This is a genomic window from Polaromonas naphthalenivorans CJ2 (assembly GCF_000015505.1).
GTDB lineage: Bacteria > Pseudomonadota > Gammaproteobacteria > Burkholderiales > Burkholderiaceae_C > Polaromonas > Polaromonas naphthalenivorans.
In genome coordinates this window covers 3,246,312-3,268,296 of record NC_008781.1, presented here as the reverse complement: position 1 = coordinate 3,268,296, position 21,985 = coordinate 3,246,312, and the positions used below count along the sequence as shown (strand labels likewise).

The window sequence follows — 21,985 nt, the reverse complement described above, 5'->3', positions numbered from 1 at the left end:
TTCAGGCCATCGTCAGCAAGCCCAGGCCCAGCAGGCCCAGGCTGCAGGCCACCAGCGCCGCGCCGGTCGTGACCAGTCGGGGCGCGGTGATGGCATGCAGGGTTTCAAGCGTGACTCGCACGGTGAAGAAACGGCCGCGCGAACGCTGGCAATGCATCATGTGAGAGGCAAGCGCCATGAAGTCGCTGGACACCCGTTCATTGCTCAGTGAACGGCGCTGAACCGCCTCGACCTCGGCATGGGAAGCATGGGAAGTGGTCATGGTTTGCAGGTCTCCTGAAGGTGACGCGTCTTTTGGCGCATAACCTTATGCTAGAACCCGCAAACTCCAGGCGCCATCGGAGGGCGCCTCCCTGTTTGTAGGACCGCGCCGATACTGTGCGTCAGCCAGTATTTCGCAAGCCTGCCGCAATCCCGTTGATCGAGATGTGAATGCCGGTCTGCACGCGCTGGTCGGTCTGGCCGGCGCGGTAGCGGCGCACCAGTTCGACCTGCAGGTGATGCAGCGGATCAATATAGGGAAAGCGGTGGCGAATCGAGCGCTGCAGCGCCGCATTGCCGGCCAGCCGCTGCTTCTCGCCGGTGATCAGGCTCAGGGCCTGCGCGGTCTTGTGCCACTCGGCATCAATGGCCGTGAAAATCTTTTTGCGCAGCTTGGCGTCGGCCACCAGTTCAGAGTAGCGCGAGGCCAGCGCCAGGTCGCTCTTGGCCAGCACCATGTCCATGTTGCTCAGCAGGGTGCGGAAAAACGGCCACTGGCGGTACATTTTTTTCAGCACCGCCAGCGCGTCCTTGCGGCTCTCGGGCGAGCCGCCCTGGCCCAGGAATTGCTCGATGGCGCTGCCAAAACCGTACCAGCCCGGCAGGGTCAGGCGGCACTGGCCCCAACTGAAGCCCCAGGGAATGGCGCGCAAATCCTCGATTTTTTGCGACGGCTTGCGCGAGGCAGGACGCGATCCGATGTTGAGTTCGGCAATCTCGCGGATCGGCGTGGCGCTGAAGAAATACTCGGTGAAGCCCGGGGTTTCATACACCAGCGCGCGGTAGGCGGCCATGCTGGCCTGCGAGAGCTGATCGGCGGCCTGCAGGAAGGCCGGGGTCGCCGGCTTGGTCGGCTGCAGCAGCGTGGCCTCCAGCGTGGCGGCGACCAGGGTTTCAAGGTTGCGCCGGCCGATTTCCGGGTTGGCGTACTTCGAGCCGATCACCTCGCCCTGCTCGGTCAGGCGGATCTGGCCGCGCACCGTGCCGGGAGGCTGCGCCAGAATCGCCTCGTAGCTCGGGCCGCCGCCCCGGCCGACGGTGCCGCCCCGGCCGTGGAACATGCGCAGCGTGATGCCGTGCGAGACGGCCAGCTGGTCGAACAGCTCGACCAGCGCGATTTCGGCGCGGTACAGCTCCCAGTTGCTGGTGAAGATGCCGCCGTCCTTGTTGCTGTCGCTGTAGCCCAGCATGATGTCCTGCTCGGCGCCGCTGCGCTGGACCAGCGCGGCCACGCCCGGCAGCGCATAGAACTCGCGCATGATGGGCGCGGCATTGCGCAGGTCTTCGATGGTTTCAAACAGCGGCACCACGATCAGGTCGCAACTCGATCCGATCTGGTCCTGCGCATCGTCGAGCAGGCCGTGCATCAGGCCGACTTCCTTTTGCAGCAGCAGCACTTCGAGCAAGTCGCTGACGGTTTCGGTGTGGCTGATGATGTAGTGGCGAATCGCTTCCTTGCCGAAGCGGGCGCGCGCTGTCCTGGCGGCTTCGAAAATCGCCAGTTCAATCTGGGCCAGGCCTGAATACACATGGCCAAGCACCCGCAGCGGCCGGGCGTCGTTGAGCATCTTGAGCAGCAGCGCGCGCTTGGCCGCTTCGTCCAGGCTGGCGTAGCCAGGTTCAATCCGCGCGACCGCCAGCAGCTCGGCCACGACTTCTTCATGCTTGTCCGAACTCTGGCGCAAATCGACCGTGGCCAGGTGAAAGCCGAACACTTCCACGGCGCGGATCAGCGGGTGCAGGCGCTGGGCCGTCAGCGCTTCGCCGTGGTGGGACTTGAGCGATGCCTCCAGCGTGCGCAGGTCGGCCAGAAAGTCTTCGGCCCTGCCATAGGGGTTTTGCGGCGCGACGGCATGGCGCGCGGCCTCGCCGCCGGTCAGCGCCTTGAGCGTGGCGGCCAGCCGGGCATAGACGCCGGTCAGCGCGCGGCGGTAGGGCTCGTCCTGGCGGTGCTCGTTGGTGTCGGGCGAGCTTTCGGCCAGCGCCTGCATCTCGGCGCTGCATTCGACCAGGATGGCCGACATCGACAGCTCGGCGCCCAGCAGGTGCACCTCGGTCAGGTAGTGGCGCAGCGCCACGTCGGCCTGCCGGCCGAGGGCGTAGTTCAGCGTGTCGGCATTGACATTCGGGTTGCCGTCGCGGTCGCCGCCAATCCACTGGCCCATGCGCAGGAAGCTGTGGACCGGCTGGTTGCCCAGCTCGCGCTCCAGGTTGGCGTAAATCTTCGGAATCTGCCGCAAAAAGGTCGCTTCGTAGTAGCTCAGCGCATTTTCGATTTCATCGGCCACGGTGAGTTTTGAAAAGCGCAGCAGCCGGGTTTGCCACAGCTGCATCACGCGGGCGCGCAGCTGCGCCTCGTTGGCGGCCAGTTCGCGCGGGCTCAAGGCATCCTTGGCGCTGCTCACGGCCAGCGCCATCGCCTTGATGCTGTCGCGCGCCGTCAGCAGCTGGGCAATGCCGCGCTCGGCGTCCAGGATGCTTTTGCGCTGCACTTCGGTCGGGTGGGCGGTCAGCACCGGCGAGACAAAGCTGCGTGCCAGCGTGTCCGAGATGGCCTTGGGCGCAATGCCGGCCCAGCGCAGGCGCGCCAGGGCGACTTCGATGCTGCCTTCCTGGGTGTCGCCGGCGCGCTCGTGAATGGCGCGGCGGCGGATGTGGTGGCGGTCCTCGGCCAGATTGGCCAAGTGTGAAAAATAGGTGAAGGCACGGATCACGCTGACGGTCTGGTCGCCGCTCAAGTCCTTGAGCAGGGCCTTGAGCGCCTTGTCGGCCTCCTGGTCGGCATCGCGCCGGAACGCCACCGACAGCGTGCGCACCTGCTCGATCAGCTCATAGGCGGCCACGCCTTCCTGGTCGCGGATCACGTCGCCCAGGATGCGGCCCAGCAGGCGGATGTCTTCCACCAGTGGGCGTTCGTTGTTTTTGGCGCGAACCGAAGGCCTGGCGGGCTTGCCGGTCTCCGTGGGGCTGGCTTGAGCCGCCTGGCCGGCGTTGTCACTGACTTTTTTCATGCGTGCGGAAACTGGCATTCTGACCCTTTGGTGCTGGAGCAAATACAGAAAAGCGCCCATGCTAGCATTCACTCCCTCTATAGATTACCGACGGGTTACCAGTGGCAGCAGCGCTTCAAACTTTTCCTTCAACGCTCAAGGTGGTCATTGCCACGCGCGAAAGCCGCCTGGCGATGTGGCAGGCCGAGCATGTCAAGGCGCTGCTTGAGTCGCGCCTGGGCTGGCAGGTCGAGCTGCTGGGCATGACGACCCTGGGCGACCAGATCCTGGACCGCTCGCTGAGCAAGGTCGGCGGCAAGGGCCTGTTCGTCAAGGAGCTGGAAGTCGCGCTGAGCGAAGGCCGGGCCGACCTGGCGGTGCATTCGCTGAAAGACGTGCCGATGGACCTGCCCGAAGGCTTCGCGCTGGCCTGCGTCCTGGAGCGCGAAGACCCGCACGATGCCTTTGTGTCCAATGATTTTGCGTCGCTGGCCGAGTTGCCGCCCGGCGCGGTGGTCGGCACCTCCAGCCTGCGCCGGCTGGTGCTGCTCAAGGCGCTGCGGCCCGACCTCGCCATCCAGCCCCTGCGCGGCAACCTCGATACGCGCCTGCGCAAGCTCGACGAGGGCCAGTACCAGGCCATCGTGCTGGCCGCCGCCGGGCTCAAGCGGCTGGGCCTCGAATCGCGCATTCGCCACACGTTCGCGCCCACCGACATGCTGCCGGCGGCCGGGCAGGGCGCGCTGGGCATCGAAGTGCGGGCCGACCGCGCCGACCTCATCGCCGCGCTGGCCACGCTGGCGCACCAGCCGACCTGGCTGGCGGTCACGGCCGAGCGCACCGTCTCGCGCGCCATGGGCGGCAGCTGCTCGATGCCGCTGGCCGCTTTCGTGACCGCCGGCAGCGATGGCGCCTTGCAGCTCGACGCCGCCTGGGGCGACCCGGCCACGGCCGATGCGTCTTCCGGCGTTTCAGCGGTGTTGCCCGCGCCGCTGGTGCAGGTGCGGCAAACCGCCGTGGTGCGCAGCTTTGCCGAGGCCGAGGCGCTGGGCGACGCGGTGGCGGCGCAACTGCGCGCCGGCGGCGCGGTCTGGGCCAGCAACGCGCCAGCGGCTTGAGGCCGGAGCCGGCGTGACGACCGCCCGCGTGATCGTGACCCGGCCCGCGCCCGACGCCGCGCTGTGGGTTCGGCAACTGGAGCAGGCCGGCATCGCCGCCGAGGCGTTCGAGCTGATCGACATCGCGCCCGTTGGCAGCGCTGCCGATGCGCAGGCGCTCGGGGACGCCTGGCTGGCGCTGGACGCTTACGCCGCCTGCCTGTTCGTCAGCGGCCATGCGGTGGAGCACTTTTTTAAGGAAAATAAGGCTTTTGCGCAAGGTGGATATGCGCAGGCAGCTATTAATAACATAGCAAACAGTGGGCTGCGCCGAATCCCGCCAGGCCTGCGTTTCATGGCGCCCGGCCCCGGCACGGTGGCCGCGCTGCGGGCGGCCGGCGTTCCTGCCGCGCAGATTGATGCGCCGGCGGCCGACGCCAGCCAGTTCGACTCCGAAGCGCTGTGGCGGGTCGTTGGCGCGCGTGACTGGCAGGGCCGCAAGGTGCTGATCGTGCGCGGCCAAAGCGCCGGCGCCCAAGGCGCCACCTCCGGGCGCGACTGGATTGTTCGCCAGTGGCAAGGCGCTGGCGCCAGCGTCGATTTTGTCGGCGTTTACCAGCGCCGCGCGCCCATCCTGACCGACGCGCAGGTCGCTCGCGCGCGCCAAGCCAGTGCCGACGGCTCGGTCTGGCTGTTCAGCAGTTCCGAAGCCGTGGCCAACCTGGTCGGGCAGGCGGGGCTGCAAGGCGTCGATTGGGGCCGCGCCCGCGCCGTGGCCACCCATCCCCGGATTGCCCAGGCCGTGCGGGCCGCCGGCTGGGGTGTTGTTGTGGAGTCACGCCCGGCGCTCAAGGACATCCGGCAGGCGCTTGGCTCGATAGAATCGCACTATCCATGAGCGACAGCCCTTCAGCCTTGCCCCCTTTGCCTCGCCCCGCGCCCCAGGACGAGCCGGTGCCCGAGCGCGGGCTTGCTCCCGTTGCGCCCAGCGCCGCCATGCCGGACGCCTGGCTGGTGCCGCGCAGCTGGGCGCTGGTCGTGGCGGCACTGGCCGCTGCCGGCCTGCTCGGCAGCGCGCTGCTGTGGCAAAAGCTGGGTGCCATCCAGGAAGAACTCGCCCGTCGCACCACCGATTCCAGCGCCCAGTCCATCGAGGCGCGTGCCCTGGCGCGCGAGGCGCAGGACAGCGCCCGCGAACTGTCGGTGCGACTGGCCCTGCAGGAAACCCGCCTGAGCGAAGTCAGCCTGCAGCGCACGCAGCTCGAAGAGTTGATGCAGAGCCTGTCGCGCTCGCGCGATGAAAACCTGGTCGTCGATGTCGAGTCCGACCTGCGGCTGGCCCAGCAGCGGGCCTTGCTGACCGGCAGCGCCGAGCCCCTGCTGGCCGCGCTCAAATCGGCCGACATGCGCCTGACGCGCGCCGCCCAGCCGCGCCTCAACCCGCTGCAGCGCGCCATCACCCGCGATATCGAACGCATCAAGGGCGCCAGCGTCGCCGATGTGCCGGCCCTGATGCTCAAGCTCGACGAGCTGGCCCGGCTGGTCGATGAGCTGCCGGTGGCCAATGAAATGGCCGGCAACAGCATTGCACGCCCGGTCGATGCCATCGCCGCCGAGCCCAAAGACAGTACAGGCGGCATAGCGGCTCCGGCGAAGTCCTGGCTGCCGGGCCTTGACACGCAGGCGCTGCAGGCCTGGTCCCGGCGCGTGCTGGGCAGCCTGTGGCTGGAGGCCAGCCAGCTGCTGCGCGTCAGCCGCATCGACCGGCCCGAAGCGGCGCTGCTGGCGCCCGACCAGGCGTTTTTCCTGCGCGAAAACCTCAAGCTCAGGCTGCTCAATGCGCGCCTGGCGCTGTTTTCGCGCCAGACCGACGCGGCGCGCGCCGACCTGCTCAACGCCAGCAACTGGCTGGGCAAATACTTTGACCCGGCCGCGCGCAGAACCCAGGCCGCCCTTCAGCTGCTGGCCCAAGTGCAGGGCCAGCTCAAAAACACCGAACTGCCCCGGCTCGACGAAACCATGGCCGCGCTGTCCACTGCGGCCGCGGGCCGCTGACCGCGCCAACCGCTGCACGGGCCAAAAATAGCATGCGCGCCGCTCTCTGGTTCATGGCCCTGTTTGGCATCGCCGTCGCGGTGGCCTTGTTCGCCGGCAACAACCAGGCGGTCGTCACCGTGTTCTGGCCGCCGCACCGGGTCGATATTTCCTTGAACCTGATGGTGCTGCTGCTGGTCGGGCTGTTCATGCTGCTCCATCTGGCCTCGCGCGCGCTGTCGGCCCTGTTTTCGCTGCCGGTCGAGGCGCGGCGCTGGCGCGCGCAGCAAAAAGAGCGCGCCATGTACGGCGCCCTCATGGACGCGCTGGCCCACCTGATGGCCGGGCGCTACATCCGCGCCTCCAAATCGGCACAGAATGCGCTGGCGCAGGAAAAAAGCCTGGGCGTCGCCACCGACACATCCGGCCATCCCACCGGCCACAGCGACAGCCTGGCCAGCCAGTTGCGTTCGCTGTCGCACCTGCTGGTGGCCGAAAGCGCGCAGGCGCTGCAAAACAAGGCCCTGCGCAACCAGCATCTGCAGCTGGCGCTGCAGAATTCGGCCGCGCGCCATGCCCAGGAAGTGCGCGAGGGCGTGCAGTTTCGCGCCGCCCGCTGGGCGCTGGAAGACCATGACGCCAGCGCCGCGCTCGACTGGCTCGGCCAGCTGCCGCAAGGCGCTGCCCGGCGCACGCTGGCCCTGCGCATGAAGCTGCGCGCTGCCCGCTACGGGCGCCAGACCCAGCAGGCGCTGGAAACCGCGCGGCTGCTGGCCAAGCACCGCGCTTTCTCGCCGACTGCGGCGCAGAGCATCGTGCGCGGCCTGGCGCTCGAACTGCTCAATGAAGCGCATGACCCGATGCAGTTGCAGCAGGCCTGGGCGCGGCTCGACGACAGCGAGCGCGCCATGCCCGAGCTGGCCATCCACGCGGCTTCCCGCCTGATGGGCCTGCATGGCGATGCGGCGCTGGCGCGTTCCTGGCTGGTGCCGGTCTGGGAGCGCATGCTGGAGCCGCGCTCGGAGCTGGGCGACAACCTGCGCATCAAGCTGATCACCGTGCTCGAAGCCGGCATGGACACGCTGGACGCCGAATGGCTGGCGCGCATCGAGGCCGCGCACGTCAGCCACCCGCGCGATCCCAAGCTTCAGTACCTGGCCGGCATGGCCTGCCTGAGCCGCCAGCTCTGGGGCAAGGCGCGCCAGCTCCTGAGCCAGGCCGCGCCCGCCTTGCAGGACAAGCTGCTGCACCGCAAGGCCTGGCGCGCCCTGGCCTTGCTGGCCGAGCAGCGCGAGGATGAAGCCGCCGCCATCGAAGCCTACAAGCGGGCCGCCCAGCTTTAACCTTTAACCGTTCAGTCAACTGAGCCGTTGACCGGCCCGGGCTTGCAGCCTCAAGGCAGCGGCGGCAAACCTCTCTCCGGAGGGCGGGAAACATTTCCTTGATTGATGAACTGCGCTGCGCATTCGCCGTGCCTGTCCTTGCGCGCGCAAAAAAAAGCCGCATCCCGGAAGATGCGGCTTTGGCTTGTGCCGTGTGGCCTGCGCTCCTTTTCAGAAGCGCAGGCCAGTTGCAGGCCGGGTCGTCAGTTCGCTGACTTTTCAAACGGCAGCGGCAGGCTGCCCAGGTCGCGCCTGGTTTCGACCAGCACCAGCGGTGCTTCTTCCGACACCACCGGGGCAGGGCGCTCGCGCGGCACCTGGATCGGCTTGACCTCGGCCGCGATGGCCGCCTGGGCTTCAGCGATCTTGGCGGCGTCGGAATTGACCCATTGCAGGCCGGAACTCTCGGCAACCTGGGCCAGGTCCTGCAAAGGCAGGTCGTAGGCCTGGACCTTGGGTAGGGCATTGGCCATCGGTGCCGGCACGGGTGCAGGCGCTGCAGTTGCAGCAGGCAGCGGCGCGGCTGCCAGCACTGGCGCTGGAGTGGCCGGAGCCGTCACCGGCGCGGCCGGCATCGCTGGCGCTACCAATTCAGTAGCTAGAGGTGCCCGTGCTTCGTGCGCAAAAGGCGGATTTGGTTCAAAAACGGCGGATTTTTCAGCGGTTTCCTGACCCTCGACGGCCTGCTCGCTGCGCTCGCCCCGTTCACGGCGGTCGCGGCCATAGCGGTCACGGCTGCGGCGTTCGCGCGGCTGGCGCTCCTGGCTTTCTTCCTGGCCTTCAGGGCGGCGAGCCTGAACGTCGGTCGATGAAACCGGTGCGACCGGATTGCCGGCCTCGTCCAGGGCGGACACCACGGCCGGATGGGCGGCGTCAAAGCTGTCGGCCTGCGCGACTGCCAACGGTGCGGCATTCACGTCTGCGCGCTCACTGCTGCGTTCATTGCGGCGGCCGGTGCGTTCACCACCGCGCTCGCCGCCCCGTTCGCCACGCTCGCGCCGGCCTTCGCCGGACGATTCCTCGCCACGCCCTTCAGCGCGGCCATCATTGCGGCCTTCACCACGTCCACCCTGCTGGCGACGCTCACCCTCACGGCCCACGTCCTGTGCCGGACGTTCCTGACGCGGGGCAACGGTTTCACCACCCATGGCCGCAGCCATGGCGGCCTGGTTGGCCAGGGCCAGATCCTGCTCTACGGCATCGCGCGGAATGCGCTCGCCGCGTTCCGGACGCTCGGCGCGCTCGGGCCGGTCAGCGCGTGGACGGTTGCGCTCACCGCGGCCTTCGCGGGCCTGGCCTTCATTGCGCGGCTGGGCTTCGCTGCTGTCGTTGCGGCCTTCATTGCGATTTTCGGCGCGGGGCTCGCCGGCCGGGCGCTCCTGGCGTTCCGGCCGTTCCTGGCGCTCGGGACGGCCACCTTCGGCGCGTCCTTCAGGGTTGCGCTCACGGCGCTCAGCGTTGCGGCCATCGGGACGACCCTCGGCGCGGCCTTCGGGCGCAGCGCCTTCGCCACGGACACGGCCACCGCTGCGGCGGCCATCACGGCCGCCACGCTCTGCACGCTCGCCACGCTCGGGCCGTTCACCGCGTCCTTCGGCAGGGCGGCCTTCACGCGGCGCATCGCCCTGGGGCGCATCCTTTTTCACTTCCCTGAGAACCGGGGCCGGCGCTGGCGCTGGTGCTTCGGCCATGCCGAACAGGTTCTTGATCCAGCCGAACAGCCCTTTTTCTGCCGCAGCAGGCGCGGGAACATGAACCGGCGGCGCAGGCAGCGGTGCCTTGGCCGCAACCGGCGCCACGGCCACTGGTTTTGGCGGGGCAATCGGGGCCGGTGCGTCGGGCAGAACGCCCTTGATGATGGGTTCTTGCTTGTTGTGCTTTTCCTGGCTGCGGCGCGTCACCGTGGTGGCGTCCTCCGCTTCGTCGGCCATCTTGTAGCTGGCCTCGATGTTGTCCAGGCGCGGGTCGTCGTGCTTCAGGCGCTCCAGTCGGTAGTTCGGCGTTTCCAGCGTCTTGTTGGGCACCAGCAGCACGTTGATGCGCTGCTTCATTTCGATCTTGCTGATTTCCGAGCGCTTTTCGTTCAGCAGGAACGAGGCCACATCGACCGGCACCTGGCACAGCACCGAAGCCGTGCTGTCTTTCAGCGACTCTTCCTGGATGATGCGCAAAATCTGCAGCGCCGAGCTTTCGGTGTCGCGGATGTGGCCGGAACCGCCGCAGCGCGGGCACGGAATCGACGCGCCTTCTGACAGGGCCGGGCGCAGCCGCTGGCGGCTCATTTCCATCAGGCCGAACTTGCTGATGGTGCCGAACTGCACGCGGGCGCGGTCTTGGCGCAGCGCGTCGCGCAAACGGTTTTCCACGTCGCGGCGGTTGCGCGACTCTTCCATGTCGATGAAGTCGATGACGATCAGGCCGCCCAGATCGCGCAGGCGCATCTGGCGCGCCACTTCGTCGGCAGCTTCCAGGTTGGTGCGGGTGGCGGTTTCCTCGATGTCGCCGCCCTTGATGGCGCGCGCCGAGTTCACGTCCACCGACACCAGCGCTTCGGTGTGGTCAATCACGATGGCGCCGCCCGAAGGCAGCTGCACGGTGCGCGCATAGGCCGACTCGATCTGGTGCTCGATCTGGAAGCGCGAGAACAGCGGCGCGTCGTCGCGGTAGCGCTTGACGCGGTGCTCGTGCTCGGGCATCACATGCGCCATGAACTGGCGGGCTTGCTCGTACACGTCGTCGGTATCGAACAGAATGTCGCCAATGTCGCTGTTGAAATAGTCGCGGATGGCGCGGATCACCAGGCTCGATTCCTGGTAGATCAGGAAAGCGCCCTTGCCGCCCTTGCCGGCGCCGTCAATCGCGGTCCAGAGCTTGAGCAGGTAGTTCAGGTCCCACTGCAGCTCGGGCGCGCTGCGGCCGATGCCGGCGGTGCGCGCGATGATGCTCATGCCGCCGGGGTATTCCAGCTTGTCCATGGCCTCTTTCAACTCGGCGCGGTCTTCGCCTTCGATGCGGCGCGACACGCCGCCGCCGCGCGGGTTGTTGGGCATCAAGACCACGTAGCGGCCGGCCAGCGAGACAAAGGTGGTCAGCGCCGCGCCCTTGTTGCCGCGCTCTTCCTTCTCAACCTGGACCAGCAGTTCCTGGCCTTCGCGGATCACATCGCTGATGCGCGCCTGGCTGACCGACACGCCCTGCGTGAAGTATTGCTTGGAGATTTCCTTGAACGGCAAAAAGCCGTGGCGGTCTTCGCCGTAATCGACAAAGCAGGCTTCCAGCGACGGCTCGACGCGGGTGACGACGGCCTTGTAGATGTTGCCCTTGCGCTGTTCGCGCCCTTCGATTTCAATTTCGTAGTCGAGGAGTTTTTGTCCGTCAACAATCGCCAGGCGGCGTTCTTCGGCCTGTGTGGCGTTTACCAGCATGCGTTTCATGAATGTTCCTAAATCTTCTTCGTTCTAAAGCCCAAAAATGGCTGAACGACACCAGGGAAGCAACGCAATGCGAACGTGGGGAATTGCCGGAGAGCTTTTGACAGCAAACTGGCCGGCCGAAAATCGGTCGGCCAGTGTCAGTCTGGGCGTGGGCGCGTGGATGGAGTGAGCAGGTATATGACGGGGTTTGCTACAAAATTAGTAGCTGATTGCGCACGCTGTGCAAGGGCTATAGGCTGATTTATGCCATAAAGCAGGGCTAGGGGGCGCTGCAGGCAACTAACAATCAGACTGACCCGTGTTGTCATCAGAGGGCTACCCGTTAAAAGACTTGATCTCAGCTGGATCCGTATGCAGCCTAAAGTTCTTGACCCGAGGCTGCACACATTGGTATTCCGTGTTTGTATTCGCAAAGCATCGACTCGTCTGCAGGGCAATTCCCGTGTCGCGAGGTGCCTGGCACGCGTCGCTTGTGGGCAATTGCCATCAGTGGCATCGACCTTCCAGCGAGGCTGTTCGCAGACCTTTTCAGGGGCTTTGGATTGGTGTGGACTAAACTCCAGACAAATCAACTACTTACAGCGTATCGCTAGTGAAACACATTATAGGGGCAGCTTCTGGCAAGGCAAAACGCCCGGCAAAAGCGCCTTTCCGTCCTGCTGTCGCTCCGGCCCAGCCCACCATTCATGCGCCTGCAGCGCCTAAAACGCCTGAGCCGGCCACCGCTTTGCCGCAGGCGACGCTGGTCACGGTCGATGAAGACTACGCTGGCCAGCGGCTCGACAATTTCCTGATTCGCCAGCTCAAGGGCGTGCCCAAAACCCATGTTTACCGCATCATCCGCAGCGGCGAAGTGCGCGTCAACAAGGGCCGGGCGCATGCCGACACCCGCGTCGAGGCCGGCGACATCGTGCGCCTGCCGCCGGTGCGCACCTCGGAGCGGGCCGAGCAGAAGGCCCAGGCGATGCAGAGCGTGATGACCGAAGTCGCGCGCCACGGCGCCAGCTCGACCGTCGGCGGCTACGCGCCCGCCGCTGAATTCCCGATCCTGTTCGAGGACGACTTCCTGCTCGCCATCGACAAGCCGGCCGGCGTGGCGGTGCATGGCGGCAGCGGCGTGAGCTTTGGCATCATCGAGCAGCTGCGCATGGCCCGGCCTGAGGCCGATTTCCTGGAACTGGTGCACCGGCTGGACCGCGAAACCAGCGGCATCCTCTTGATTGCCAAGCGCCGCATGGCCCTGAAACTGCTGCAGGAGCAGTTCCGGGAGCGCGAAACCGACAAGGTTTACCTGGCGCTGGTCAGCGGCAACTGGCCGGCGAACCAGCGCGTGATTGACAAGGCGCTGCACAAATACCTGCTGCCCAATGGCGAGCGGCGCGTCAAGATCGTGGCCAACGACCATCCCGACGCCATGCGCTCGGTCACGCTGGTCAAGGTGAAAACGCCGATTGCCGCCAACCCGCTGGCGCCAGCGACGCCTTTCACGCTGCTCGAAGTCACCATCAAGACCGGCCGCACGCACCAGATCCGCGTGCATCTGGCCGGCGAGGGCCATCCGATTGCCGGCGATGACAAATATGGCGATTTCGAACTGAACAAGGCGCTGCAAAGAAGCAGCGCGGGCTCTGCGTCGCTCAAGCGCATGTTCCTGCATGCCTGGAGCCTGAAGTTCAACCATCCCAAAACCCGCAAGGCGGTTCAGCTGCAGGCGTCCTTGCCCGAGGAGTTGCAGCAATTTCTGCCGTCGCGTCATTCCTCGTCTCCCGAAGAAACCGGGAATTCTTGAGGAATTGCCTGGACGGGTCGCGCCGTGTCATTTCTCGCGGCGACAATCCGGGCCATGCAAACCAGAAACTTTGACCTGATCGCCTTCGACTGGGACGGCACGCTGTTTGACTCCACCCAGATCATCGTGCGCTGCATCCAGGCGGCGGTGTGCGATGTGGGCGGCAAGGAGCCGACTGAAAAGGCTGCCGCCTACGTCATCGGCATGGCCCTCATGCAGGCGCTGGCCCATGCCGCGCCCGACGTGCCGCCTGAAAAGTACCCGGAACTGGGCGCGCGCTACCGGCATCACTACGCCAGGCACTTCAACGACCTGAGCCTGTTTGCTGGCGTTTTGCCGCTGCTCGAAGCCCTCAAGGCGCGCGGCCACCGGCTGGCGGTGGCCACCGGAAAATCACGGCGCGGACTGGACGAGGCGCTGCAAAGCGTCGAACTGAAAGGCGTTTTTGATGGCTCCCGCACGGCCGACGAAACCGCCGGCAAACCCGACCCGCTGATGCTGCACGAGCTGATGGCGCAGTTTGATCTTCCCGCCAGCAGGATATTGATGATCGGCGACACCACGCACGACCTGCAGATGGCGCTGAACGCCGGCTGCGCCAGCGTCGGCGTGAGCTACGGCGCGCATGAGCCCGAGGCCTTCACGGTGCTCAATCCGCTGCATGTGGCGCACTCGGTGCAGGATTTGCAGGACTGGCTGCTGGCCAACGGTTGATCCGGGCTTGATCTGATGGACGAGTGGGTAGCACTTTGCAATAGCCGCGATCTGGTGGATGGCGGCTTGGCCGTCCCGTTCGACGTGGTCTATGCCGGCCAGACCTGCCGCGCTTTTGCCATCCGTTTCAAGGGAGTGCCGCAGGCCTACCTGAACCGCTGCACGCATGTGGCGATGGAACTGGACTGGCAGCCGAACCGGATATTCGACGACAGCGGCCAGTGGCTGCTGTGCGCCAGCCATGGCGCGGCCTACCGGCCCGATACCGGTCAGTGCACTGGCGGACCGTGCCGGGGCGGGCTGGTCAAAATCATGCTGTCTGAACGCGATGATGTCGTTTACTGGCATGGCGCCTACAACCTCAAGCCCTTGCTCTTTTGAATACTTCCCTAAACTAGCCCCATGAACGATTCCAACCGACCCGGTAACACCGACTCTTCCTTCGACCCGTCCAGGGAGCCTGGATATCAGTCAAATCAGCCTGAAGCGCTTTCATCATCTGCACATACCGCTCCTGAATTAATAGCGAAAAAGTCTTCCGAAGCCAATCCCTCCAGCGTTCCGGGCTGGGAGCGGGCAACGCTGGAGAAGCTGGTATTTGCCACGCTTGAGGAGCAAAAAGCCACGCGCCGCTGGAAAACCTTTGTCCGCATGTCCTGGCTGCTGTTTTTCATCATCCTGCTGTGGATGGCCCTGCAGCGCGGCACCCCGGTCACCGATGCCAGCGTTCCACACACCGCCGTGGTTGAAATCAAGGGTGAAATTGCCGAGGGAGCGGACGCCAGCGCCGAGTTTGTCAATGCTGCCTTGCGCACCGCATTTGAAGACGAAGGCTCCAAGGCCATCGTGCTGCTGATCAACTCGCCAGGCGGCAGCCCGGTGCAGGCCGGCATGATGAACGACGAAATCCTGCGCCTGAAGACCAAGCACAAGAAACCGGTCTATGCCGTGGTTGAAGAAAGCTGCGCTTCGGCCGCTTATTACATCGCCGTGTCGGCTGACCAGATATTTGTCGATAAGGCCAGCATCGTCGGCAGCATCGGCGTGCTGATGGACAGTTTTGGCTTTTCCGGCCTGATGGACAAGCTCGGCGTTGAGCGCCGTTTGCTGACCGCCGGGGAAAACAAGGGTTTTCTTGACCCGTTCAGTCCGCAAAGCGACAAGCAGCGCGCTTTTGCGCAGGCCATGCTGGACCAGATTCACCAGCAGTTCATCGCGGTGGTCAAGGCCGGGCGCGGCAAGCGGCTGAAGGAAACGCCCGAGATGTTCACCGGCCTGTTCTGGAACGGCCAGCAGGCGGTGGAACTCGGCCTGGCCGATCATCTGGGGAACCTCGACTATGTGGCGCGCGAAGTGGTCAAGGTTGAGGAAATCATCGATTACACGCGCCGCGAGAACGTGGCCGAGCGTCTGGCCAAGAAGTTTGGCGCCGCCATGGGGGAGGGCGCGATGAAGGCTTTCCAGGCCATACCGGCCTTGCGCTGACAGGTTCGGATGGACTTGAAAAAAGCCCGCAAAATGCGGGCTTTTTTGTGGAAACTGCCTGAAATTCCGGTCAGCGGCCAATGCAGAAAACGGTCGGCAGATCCAGCGGGAGTTGCGGCTTGTCGCGTTTCCAGTGGCTCACCAGCGCGCTGCGCGACACGCTGTTGCCCAAGGTGATGCCGCAGCTCAGGGCGAGTCGGGTATTGCCCTGCAGCGTTTGCAGCAGGCCCTGCAGCAAAGCGGCATTGCGGTAGGGCGTTTCAATGAATATCTGGGTCTGGCCGGTTTTCAGGGCCAGCGATTCGAGTTCGCGGATGCGCTGGGAGCGTCCGGAAGCGTCTTGCGGCAGGTAGCCGACAAACGCGAAATTCTGCCCGTTGAGACCGCTTGCCGCCAGCGCCAGCATCAGCGACATCGGCCCCGTCAGCGGCACCACCTGCAGGCCCAGGTCATGCGCTGCGCGCACCACCGAGGAGCCCGGGTCGGCAATCGCCGGCATGCCGGCTTCGCTGACCAGTCCCATGTCGCGGCCTTCCAGGGCGGCCACCAGCAGTGGCCGGGCGTCAAAGTGGCCGCTGTGGTCGCCTTTTTTGTGAACCTCGCGCGGCAGCTCCTGAATCTGCAGCGCCTGGACTGGCGCCGACAGCGGATGCAGCTCGTTGATGCGCTTGAGGTAGGCGCGTGTGCTTTTGGCGTTCTCGCAAATCCAGCAGCACAGCCGGGCCGCAACCTGCAGCGTTCCCAGGGGCATCACGTCCTGCAGCGGGGCCTGGCTGTCGCAGCCGAAATCAAGCGGTGCGGGCACCAGGTAAAGTTTTCCCTTGGCGATGCTCATGGGGCGGCCTTGTGGTTTGCCAGCAGCGCCACACCGGCGGCCTGGATCATTTTGCAGGTGCGGATCAGCGGCAGGCCGACCAGCGCGGTCGGGTCATCGCTGTCGATGGATTCGAGCAGTGCAATCCCCAGGCCTTCGCTTTTGGCGCTGCCGGCGCAGTCGTAGGGCTGCTCGGCGCGCAGGTAGTTTTCAATTTCGCCATCGTTCAGGTCGCGGAATTTGACGCGGACAGCGGCCAGGCTGCTCTGCTCAAAACCGCTTTCCAGGCAAACCACGGCAACCGCCGTCTGGAAAATCACGGTCTGGCCGCGCATCTGGCGCAACTGGATGACTGCCCGTTCATGATTGCCCGGCTTGCCCAGCGGCAGGCCGTTCAGGTCGGCCACCTGGTCGGAGCCAATCACGACGGCGTGAGGGAATTCGCTGGCCACGGCGCGGGCCTTGGCCAGCGCCAGGCGTTCGGCAAGCGCGCGCGGCGTTTCATGCGGCAGTGGCGTTTCATCGACATCGGGCGCGGCCACGTCAAACGGGATTTGCAGACGCTGCAGCAGCTCGCGCCGGTAGGGTGAAGTGGAGCCCAGGACGAGTGGCCGGCTGGCCTTCTGGCTGAGCGTGGGCCGGTCCGGGTTTTCGGGGTGTGCGGGCGCAAAAGTGGTGGCAGGATTCATGCCTTGATTCTCTTACACTGCAGGCATGTCCAAATCACTTCAAGCCAGTCGGCTCAACATGCAGGCCTTTGCCCGTGAGGGCGTGCCGCTCATCGAAACCACTTTGCTACAAAATATGGAGCGCCTCGCACAGGAGGCGCGAGCGCTAGAGCCCGATTCGACCATTAACTGGCAAGCCAGCGCCGAGTTGCGGCCGGGCTCGGGCGCAGATGGCGATGTCTGGCTACACCTGACAGCCAAAACATCGGTCCCGCTGACCTGCCAGCGCTGCATGGGCACGGTTTCCACGCCGCTTGAAGTGGATCAGTGGTATCGGTTTGTCGCCACTGAAGACATCGCCATGGCTGAGGACGACGAGTCCGAGGAAGACCTGCTGGTGATGGAGCCGCAGTTTGACCTGCTCGCCGTGCTGGAGGACGAGTTGCTGATGGCCCTGCCGCTGGTGCCCATGCACGACGAATGCCCTGTCGCCCCGGTCATGCAGGTCGGTGAGGAGGCGCTGGCCAAGGAAGCCGGCGAACAGGACGAAAAGCCCAATCCCTTTGCATTGCTGGCGCAGTTGAAAAAGAAAAATGGGTAGCGCAGCTTGATTTCGGCGGTCAGTGTGGCGCTTGCGTGCGATCCGGATGGGCCGCCAGATCAGCCATGAATTAGAAACGGTTTTGTATCGGGCTATAATCTAGGGCTTCGCGTACCAAGGTAGTGATGCTGACCTCTATGGATTGATAGAGGTAACCAGTTCACCAGACTTCGAAATTTGGTGCGAAATTTACCAACACTATCACCCTGTCAGGAGCGAATCATGGCTGTCCAGCAAAACAAAAAGTCCCCTTCCAAGCGCGGTATGCACCGCTCGCACAACGCACTGAATGTGCCGGGTATTGCCGTGGAGTCCACCACCGGCGAAATCCATTTGCGCCACCACATCAGCCCCACCGGTTTTTACCGTGGCCGCAAAGTGCTGAAAACAAAAGCTGAAGCGTAATTCACGTCCCAAGCGCTGGCCCGCACTCATCCTGCGGGCCTTTCTTTTGCCTAAATTTTCATTTTTGACTGAACTGGTCCGCGCATGATCAGGATTGCTGTCGATGCCATGGGGGGCGATATCGGTCCCGATGTCACCCTTGCGGCCAGTCTGGCCTTCCTGCAGGCGCATCCGGATGCCGAACTGCTTCTGGTGGGGCAACCCGAGGTGCTTGCGGCTCACTCCCTGCATGCCCAGCTTGTGGCCCATGCGCGGTGCGAAATCGTGGCCGCCAGCGAGGTGGTCACCATGGACGATTCGATTGAAATTGCGCTGCGGCGCAAGAAGAATTCATCCATGCGGGTGGCGATCAACCAGGTCAAGGAGGGCCGCGCCCAGGTCGCGGTCTCGGGCGGCAATACCGGCGCGCTGATGGCCATTGCCCGCTACGTGCTCAAAACCCTGGAAGGCATTGACCGGCCCGCCATTGCCTCGCAGTTGCCCAATGCAAGGGGCAAGGCAACCACCATGCTGGACCTGGGTGCCAATGTGGACTGCACCGAAGAGCATCTGCTGCAGTTTGCGGTGATGGGTTCCGCGCTGGTCGCCGCCATTGCCGAAATTCCCTCGCCCACAGTCGGCCTGCTCAATATCGGTGAAGAAGCGATCAAAGGCGGCGACATGATCAAGAAAGCCGGCCGTCTGCTCAGGGCCGCTTCCGACTCCGGCGACATCAATTTCTATGGAAATGTCGAAGGCAACGACATTTTCAAGGGCACGACCGATCTGGTGGTCTGCGACGGCTTTGTCGGCAATGTGGCGCTCAAGAGCAGCGAAGGCCTGGCGCACATGATTGGCGATTACATCAAGGCCGAGTTCTCGCGCAACCTGCTGACAAAAATGGCGGCACTGGTGGCCTATCCGGTGCTGTCTGCGTTTAAAAAGCGGTTTGACCACCGGCGCTACAACGGCGCTGCGTTGCTTGGCTTGCGCGGCCTGGTGTTCAAGAGCCATGGTTCGGCCGATGTATTTGCTTTCGAGCAGGCCTTGAGCCGGGCTTATGATGCGGCCCGGAACAATCTGCTGGAAAGAGTCCGCGAACGCATTGCCCATGCAGCCCCTTTGCTGGTAGCGGCAAGAGCCGCACTTCCCGCCGAGGAGGCTCTGGCTGCGCCCTTCATGTCCGTCGAATCAACCGTTTCAACCCCGGCACACTAATTCAATGACCCGTTATTCACGCATCACTGGCACCGGCAGCTACCTGCCACCGAACCGTTTGACCAATGCCCAGCTGGCCGCCGAACTGGCCGTCAAGGGCGTTGAGACTTCCGACGAATGGATTGTGGAGCGCACCGGCATCAAGGCGCGGCACTTTGCAGCGCCCGACGTGACCAGCAGCGACCTCGGGCTTGAAGCGGCCAAACGGGCCATTGAAGCCGCCGGCTTGCAGGCCGCCGACATTGACCTGATCATTGTCGCCACCTCAACGCCTGACATGGTGTTTCCATCGGTTGCCTGCATCCTGCAGCACAAGCTGGGCATTGCCGGTTGCCCGGCCTTTGATCTTCAGGCGGTGTGCAGCGGATTCGTGTATGCCTTGACCGTGGCTGACGCCATGATCAAAAGCGGCGCGGCAAGCAAAGCCTTGGTGATTGGCGCCGAAGTGTTTTCGCGCATTCTTGATTTTTCCGACCGCACCACCTGCGTGCTGTTCGGCGATGGCGCTGGCGCCGTGGTGCTCGAAGCTTCGGAGACACCCGGGATTCTGGCCAGCGACCTGCATGCCGACGGCAAGCATGTCGGTATCTTGTGCGTTCCCGGCCATGTGTCGGGTGGCCAGGTACTGGGTAGTCCGCTCCTCACCATGGATGGCAAGGCCGTGTTCAAGCTGGCGGTGGGGGTGCTGGAAAGCGCTGCCCGTGCAACGCTGGCCAAGGCAGGACTGCTGGAGACCGATATCGACTGGCTGATTCCGCACCAGGCCAATTTGCGCATCATGCACAGCACGGCCAAAAAGCTGAAATTGCCGCTGGAAAAGCTGATTGTCACGGTCGATGAGCATGGCAACACCTCGGCCGCGTCGATTCCGCTGGCGCTGGACGAAGCGGTGCGCAGCGGCAAGGTCAAAAAGGGCGACATCCTGATGCTTGAAGGCGTGGGCGGCGGCTTCACCTGGGGCGCGGTCCTTCTCAAGTACTGAGATGGCGGCCCGCACCCATCGGTCCGGTCCTGGCAGTCGGAACGCCGCTTGAATGTCAAGCATGCCAGGCTTTAAGCACCGCATGAACCTGATGGCAGCGCTGGTGCTGTTGGGGATTTTTCTGATGGCCGGCTGGAAAATTGCCAATCGCCTGCCAGCGTCGGATTTTCTGACCCTTCCCCAGCAGACGGATGCTTCTGCAAGGGCCTTGCGCGTCACGCAAGCCGTCGGCTCCACGGCAAGCCTGCCGCCGCCACAGCAGTCGCCGGATGGCCGCTTTCACTTCGATGCCCGGTTTGCATCCTCCTCGCCCGGTCAGGCTGTTCATGCGGCTTCCATCGTCGAACTGCGCGATGGCCGTTTGCGCGCTGTATGGTTTTCGGGTTCACGTGAAGGGGCTGGGGACGTGGTCATCAAGACCTCCGTGATGGAGCCGGAAAGCCTGCGCTGGAGCGAGGAAACAACGCTTTTGGACCGCCAGCATCTGCAGCAGGGCTTGTGGCGCTATGTTAAAAAAATAGGCAATCCAGTGATAGCCCGCATGCCTGACGATTCACTGGTGCTGTGGATGGTCAATGTCTCGGTGGGCGGATGGGCGGGCAGTTCCATCACCTGGCTGCGCTCCACCGATGACGGCATGTCCTGGAGCCTTCCGAGAAGGCTGGTGACTTCGCCTTTCCTCAATATCAGCACGCTCGCCAAGGGGGCACCGATTTTTTACCAGGATGGGCAGATCGGTTTGCCGGTGTACCACGAGTTTGTGAGCAAGTTTGCTGAAATCCTGCGCATCAGTCCTGAGGGACAGGTGCTCGACAAAACCCGCATTCCCCGCAGCCAGACCAGCCTGCAACCCGTGGTGCTGGTGAGCAGTGCCAGGCAGGCGCAAATTTACATGCGCTCGGGCCACAGCACCGCCGTGATGGCGTCCGAGACGGTCGATGCAGGCAAAACCTGGTCAGCAACCCATGCCACCGCCTGGCCCAATCCGGACTCAGCGCTGGCCGGCGTCGTGACCGCCACAAGCCAGCAGTGGCTTGCCTTGAACCCGAAACCCAAAAATCGCGAAATTCTGGCGCTGCTGCAGACCAGCGCGGCAGGCTCGTTCGAGGGGGCCATTCCGTGGGTCGTGGAATCGTCCCCCACGCCCGAAATCCGTTTGCCAGTCAGCGACTACGAACGCCTGCTGGGCGATGAACTCCAGAAGCAGGGCGCCAGCCAGGCGCAAATCCAGGCGGATGTCGCCAGCGCCAAACGCCAGCTGTGCGGCTCGGCCACCTGTTTGCAGGAGTTTTCTTACCCCTACCTGCTGCAAAGCCGCGATGGCTACCTGCACCTGGTGTACACCTGGCACCGCAGCCGCATCAAGCATGTCCGGCTTGATCCCCGGCAAGTTCTTCAACCCGACGCGACCCGCCATGCTGCTTCCGCCGCTCACTGATCTGGTGGCCCTGCTGGGCATTGACCTGGTGTTGTGCGCAGCGGGCCTGCGCCTGCTGAGCGGCCGCAACGGCACCACGCGGTGGGCCAAATGGGCCGTGATCGTCTGTTTTGTGCTGTTGTGGCTTCCCGCTGGCGCAGCGCATCTGCCGCTGCTGGCGTATGTCAGGGGCATCAGTTCGGACCTGAGCATGACGCTGGTGGCGCTGGCCTGTCTGGGCTTGTGCCAGCGCTTGTTCGGGATGCCCGCCATGGTGCGGCGTGAACGCATGGCCTTGAACGGAGCCGTCGCCGTGGCTGCCGCCTTGTTATATCCAGTGGCCCTGGGATGGGGCGATTGGGACGCTTACCGGCTCGGGTGGGGCTCGTTTGGCATGCTCGGCGCGCTGCTGGCGCTGTCGCTGGTGTTCTGGGTCAAGGGGCTGCGGCTGTTGCCGGCGCTGGTTGGCCTGGGGCTGCTGGCATGGGTTTTGGGACTGATGGAATCGACCAATCTCTGGGACTACCTGATGGACCCGTGGCTGGCCATTGCCGCAATGATTCACTGCATGAAGGCGGGCGTGCAAAGTTTGCTGCACCGATACAAGCCTCTTGCGCCGGCTGGCCGGCCTGTGCCGCCTTGATCCCGCACAAACAGGGCGCGGCGCGGCTGTCCGCCAGCTTTCTACAATGAGCCCAATTCTTTTTATGCGATT

At 64.5% G+C, this 21,985-nt stretch carries 19 protein-coding genes; 14 read left to right on the top strand and 5 right to left on the bottom strand.

Annotation, left to right across the window (positions count from 1 at the left end; translation table 11 throughout):
* Window position 1: 1 nt before the first annotated feature.
* Together PNAP_RS15465 and ppc are read right to left on the bottom strand one after the other, a co-directional pair.
* Entirely contained in the window at window positions 2-262 is a 261-nt protein-coding gene (locus PNAP_RS15465; protein ID WP_011802463.1) for a hypothetical protein, read from the bottom strand.
* 121 nt (window positions 263-383) lie between these two features.
* Window positions 384-3,272, bottom strand: coding sequence for a phosphoenolpyruvate carboxylase (gene ppc, locus PNAP_RS15460; RefSeq protein ID WP_086000546.1), 2,889 nt, complete (start codon window positions 3,270-3,272; stop codon window positions 384-386).
* 173 nt (window positions 3,273-3,445) lie between these two features.
* On the opposite strand from ppc, the gene hemC reads away from it, so the two are divergent.
* Genes hemC through PNAP_RS15440 form a run of 4 tightly spaced genes read left to right on the top strand, consistent with a single transcriptional unit; the run spans window position 3,446 to window position 7,725 of the window.
* Window positions 3,446-4,369: a hydroxymethylbilane synthase gene (hemC, locus tag PNAP_RS15455; RefSeq protein ID WP_157040423.1), complete on the top strand. Its 924-nt coding sequence runs from the start codon at window positions 3,446-3,448 to the stop codon at window positions 4,367-4,369.
* 13 nt (window positions 4,370-4,382) lie between these two features.
* The gene (locus tag PNAP_RS15450) at window positions 4,383-5,246 is read left to right on the top strand and encodes a uroporphyrinogen-III synthase (RefSeq protein WP_011802460.1); all 864 of its coding nucleotides are present in this window, start codon (window positions 4,383-4,385) and stop codon (window positions 5,244-5,246) included.
* Window positions 5,243-6,403 carry a uroporphyrinogen-III C-methyltransferase gene (locus tag PNAP_RS15445; RefSeq protein WP_011802459.1) on the top strand — a complete coding sequence of 387 codons (1,161 nt, stop codon included), beginning with the start codon at window positions 5,243-5,245 and terminating at the stop codon, window positions 6,401-6,403. Before PNAP_RS15450 ends, PNAP_RS15445 begins: the two co-directional genes overlap by 4 nt.
* 32 nt (window positions 6,404-6,435) lie before the next feature.
* Window positions 6,436-7,725 (top strand): heme biosynthesis HemY N-terminal domain-containing protein, encoded by a 1,290-nt coding sequence (locus PNAP_RS15440; protein WP_011802458.1) that lies wholly within the window; start codon window positions 6,436-6,438, stop codon window positions 7,723-7,725.
* A gap of 242 nt (window positions 7,726-7,967) precedes the next feature.
* Here PNAP_RS15440 and PNAP_RS15435 read toward each other — a convergent pair whose 3' ends face one another.
* Window positions 7,968-11,198 (bottom strand): Rne/Rng family ribonuclease, encoded by a 3,231-nt coding sequence (locus PNAP_RS15435; protein ID WP_011802457.1) that lies wholly within the window; start codon window positions 11,196-11,198, stop codon window positions 7,968-7,970.
* A gap of 592 nt (window positions 11,199-11,790) precedes the next feature.
* Here PNAP_RS15435 and PNAP_RS15430 point away from each other — a divergent pair.
* From PNAP_RS15430 to PNAP_RS15415, 4 genes are read left to right on the top strand one after another with little or no spacing between them, the layout of a single operon-like run.
* Window positions 11,791-12,987, top strand: a complete 1,197-nt coding sequence (locus tag PNAP_RS15430) for an RluA family pseudouridine synthase (RefSeq protein WP_011802456.1) — start codon at window positions 11,791-11,793, stop codon at window positions 12,985-12,987.
* Window positions 12,988-13,041: 54 nt separating this feature from the next.
* Complete coding sequence (locus PNAP_RS15425; protein ID WP_011802455.1) at window positions 13,042-13,701, top strand: HAD family hydrolase; 660 nt, start codon at window positions 13,042-13,044, stop codon at window positions 13,699-13,701.
* Window positions 13,702-13,716: 15 nt separating this feature from the next.
* Window positions 13,717-14,082 (top strand): Rieske (2Fe-2S) protein, encoded by a 366-nt coding sequence (locus PNAP_RS15420; protein ID WP_011802454.1) that lies wholly within the window; start codon window positions 13,717-13,719, stop codon window positions 14,080-14,082.
* Between the two features lie 21 nt (window positions 14,083-14,103).
* Complete coding sequence (locus tag PNAP_RS15415; RefSeq protein WP_011802453.1) at window positions 14,104-15,186, top strand: S49 family peptidase; 1,083 nt, start codon at window positions 14,104-14,106, stop codon at window positions 15,184-15,186.
* A 70-nt stretch (window positions 15,187-15,256) separates the two neighbouring features.
* On the opposite strand, the gene PNAP_RS15410 is transcribed toward PNAP_RS15415, so the two are convergent.
* Window positions 15,257-16,021: an SAM-dependent methyltransferase gene (locus PNAP_RS15410; protein WP_011802452.1), complete on the bottom strand. Its 765-nt coding sequence runs from the start codon at window positions 16,019-16,021 to the stop codon at window positions 15,257-15,259.
* Window positions 16,018-16,689 carry a Maf family protein gene (locus tag PNAP_RS15405; protein WP_011802451.1) on the bottom strand — a complete coding sequence of 224 codons (672 nt, stop codon included), beginning with the start codon at window positions 16,687-16,689 and terminating at the stop codon, window positions 16,018-16,020. Before PNAP_RS15405 ends, PNAP_RS15410 begins: the two co-directional genes overlap by 4 nt.
* A gap of 25 nt (window positions 16,690-16,714) precedes the next feature.
* Between PNAP_RS15405 and PNAP_RS15400 the strand changes: the two genes are divergently transcribed.
* The 6 genes from PNAP_RS15400 (at window position 16,715) to PNAP_RS15375 (ending at window position 21,913) form a co-directional block, all read left to right on the top strand.
* Window positions 16,715-17,269, top strand: coding sequence for a YceD family protein (locus tag PNAP_RS15400; protein ID WP_011802450.1), 555 nt, complete (start codon window positions 16,715-16,717; stop codon window positions 17,267-17,269).
* 222 nt (window positions 17,270-17,491) lie between these two features.
* On the top strand, window positions 17,492-17,674 hold the full coding sequence (gene rpmF, locus PNAP_RS15395; protein WP_011802449.1) for a 50S ribosomal protein L32: 183 nt from the start codon (window positions 17,492-17,494) through the stop codon (window positions 17,672-17,674).
* Window positions 17,675-17,758: 84 nt separating this feature from the next.
* A complete protein-coding gene (gene plsX / locus PNAP_RS15390) occupies window positions 17,759-18,871 on the top strand; it encodes a phosphate acyltransferase PlsX (RefSeq protein WP_011802448.1) in 1,113 nt (370 codons plus the stop codon).
* 4 nt (window positions 18,872-18,875) lie between these two features.
* Window positions 18,876-19,853, top strand: a complete 978-nt coding sequence (locus tag PNAP_RS15385) for a beta-ketoacyl-ACP synthase III (protein ID WP_011802447.1) — start codon at window positions 18,876-18,878, stop codon at window positions 19,851-19,853.
* Between the two features lie 61 nt (window positions 19,854-19,914).
* A complete protein-coding gene (locus PNAP_RS15380; RefSeq protein WP_232290707.1) occupies window positions 19,915-21,291 on the top strand; it encodes a sialidase family protein in 1,377 nt (458 codons plus the stop codon).
* Window positions 21,269-21,913 (top strand): hypothetical protein, encoded by a 645-nt coding sequence (locus tag PNAP_RS15375; protein ID WP_011802445.1) that lies wholly within the window; start codon window positions 21,269-21,271, stop codon window positions 21,911-21,913. Before PNAP_RS15380 ends, PNAP_RS15375 begins: the two co-directional genes overlap by 23 nt.
* Window positions 21,914-21,985: the final 72 nt, after the last annotated feature.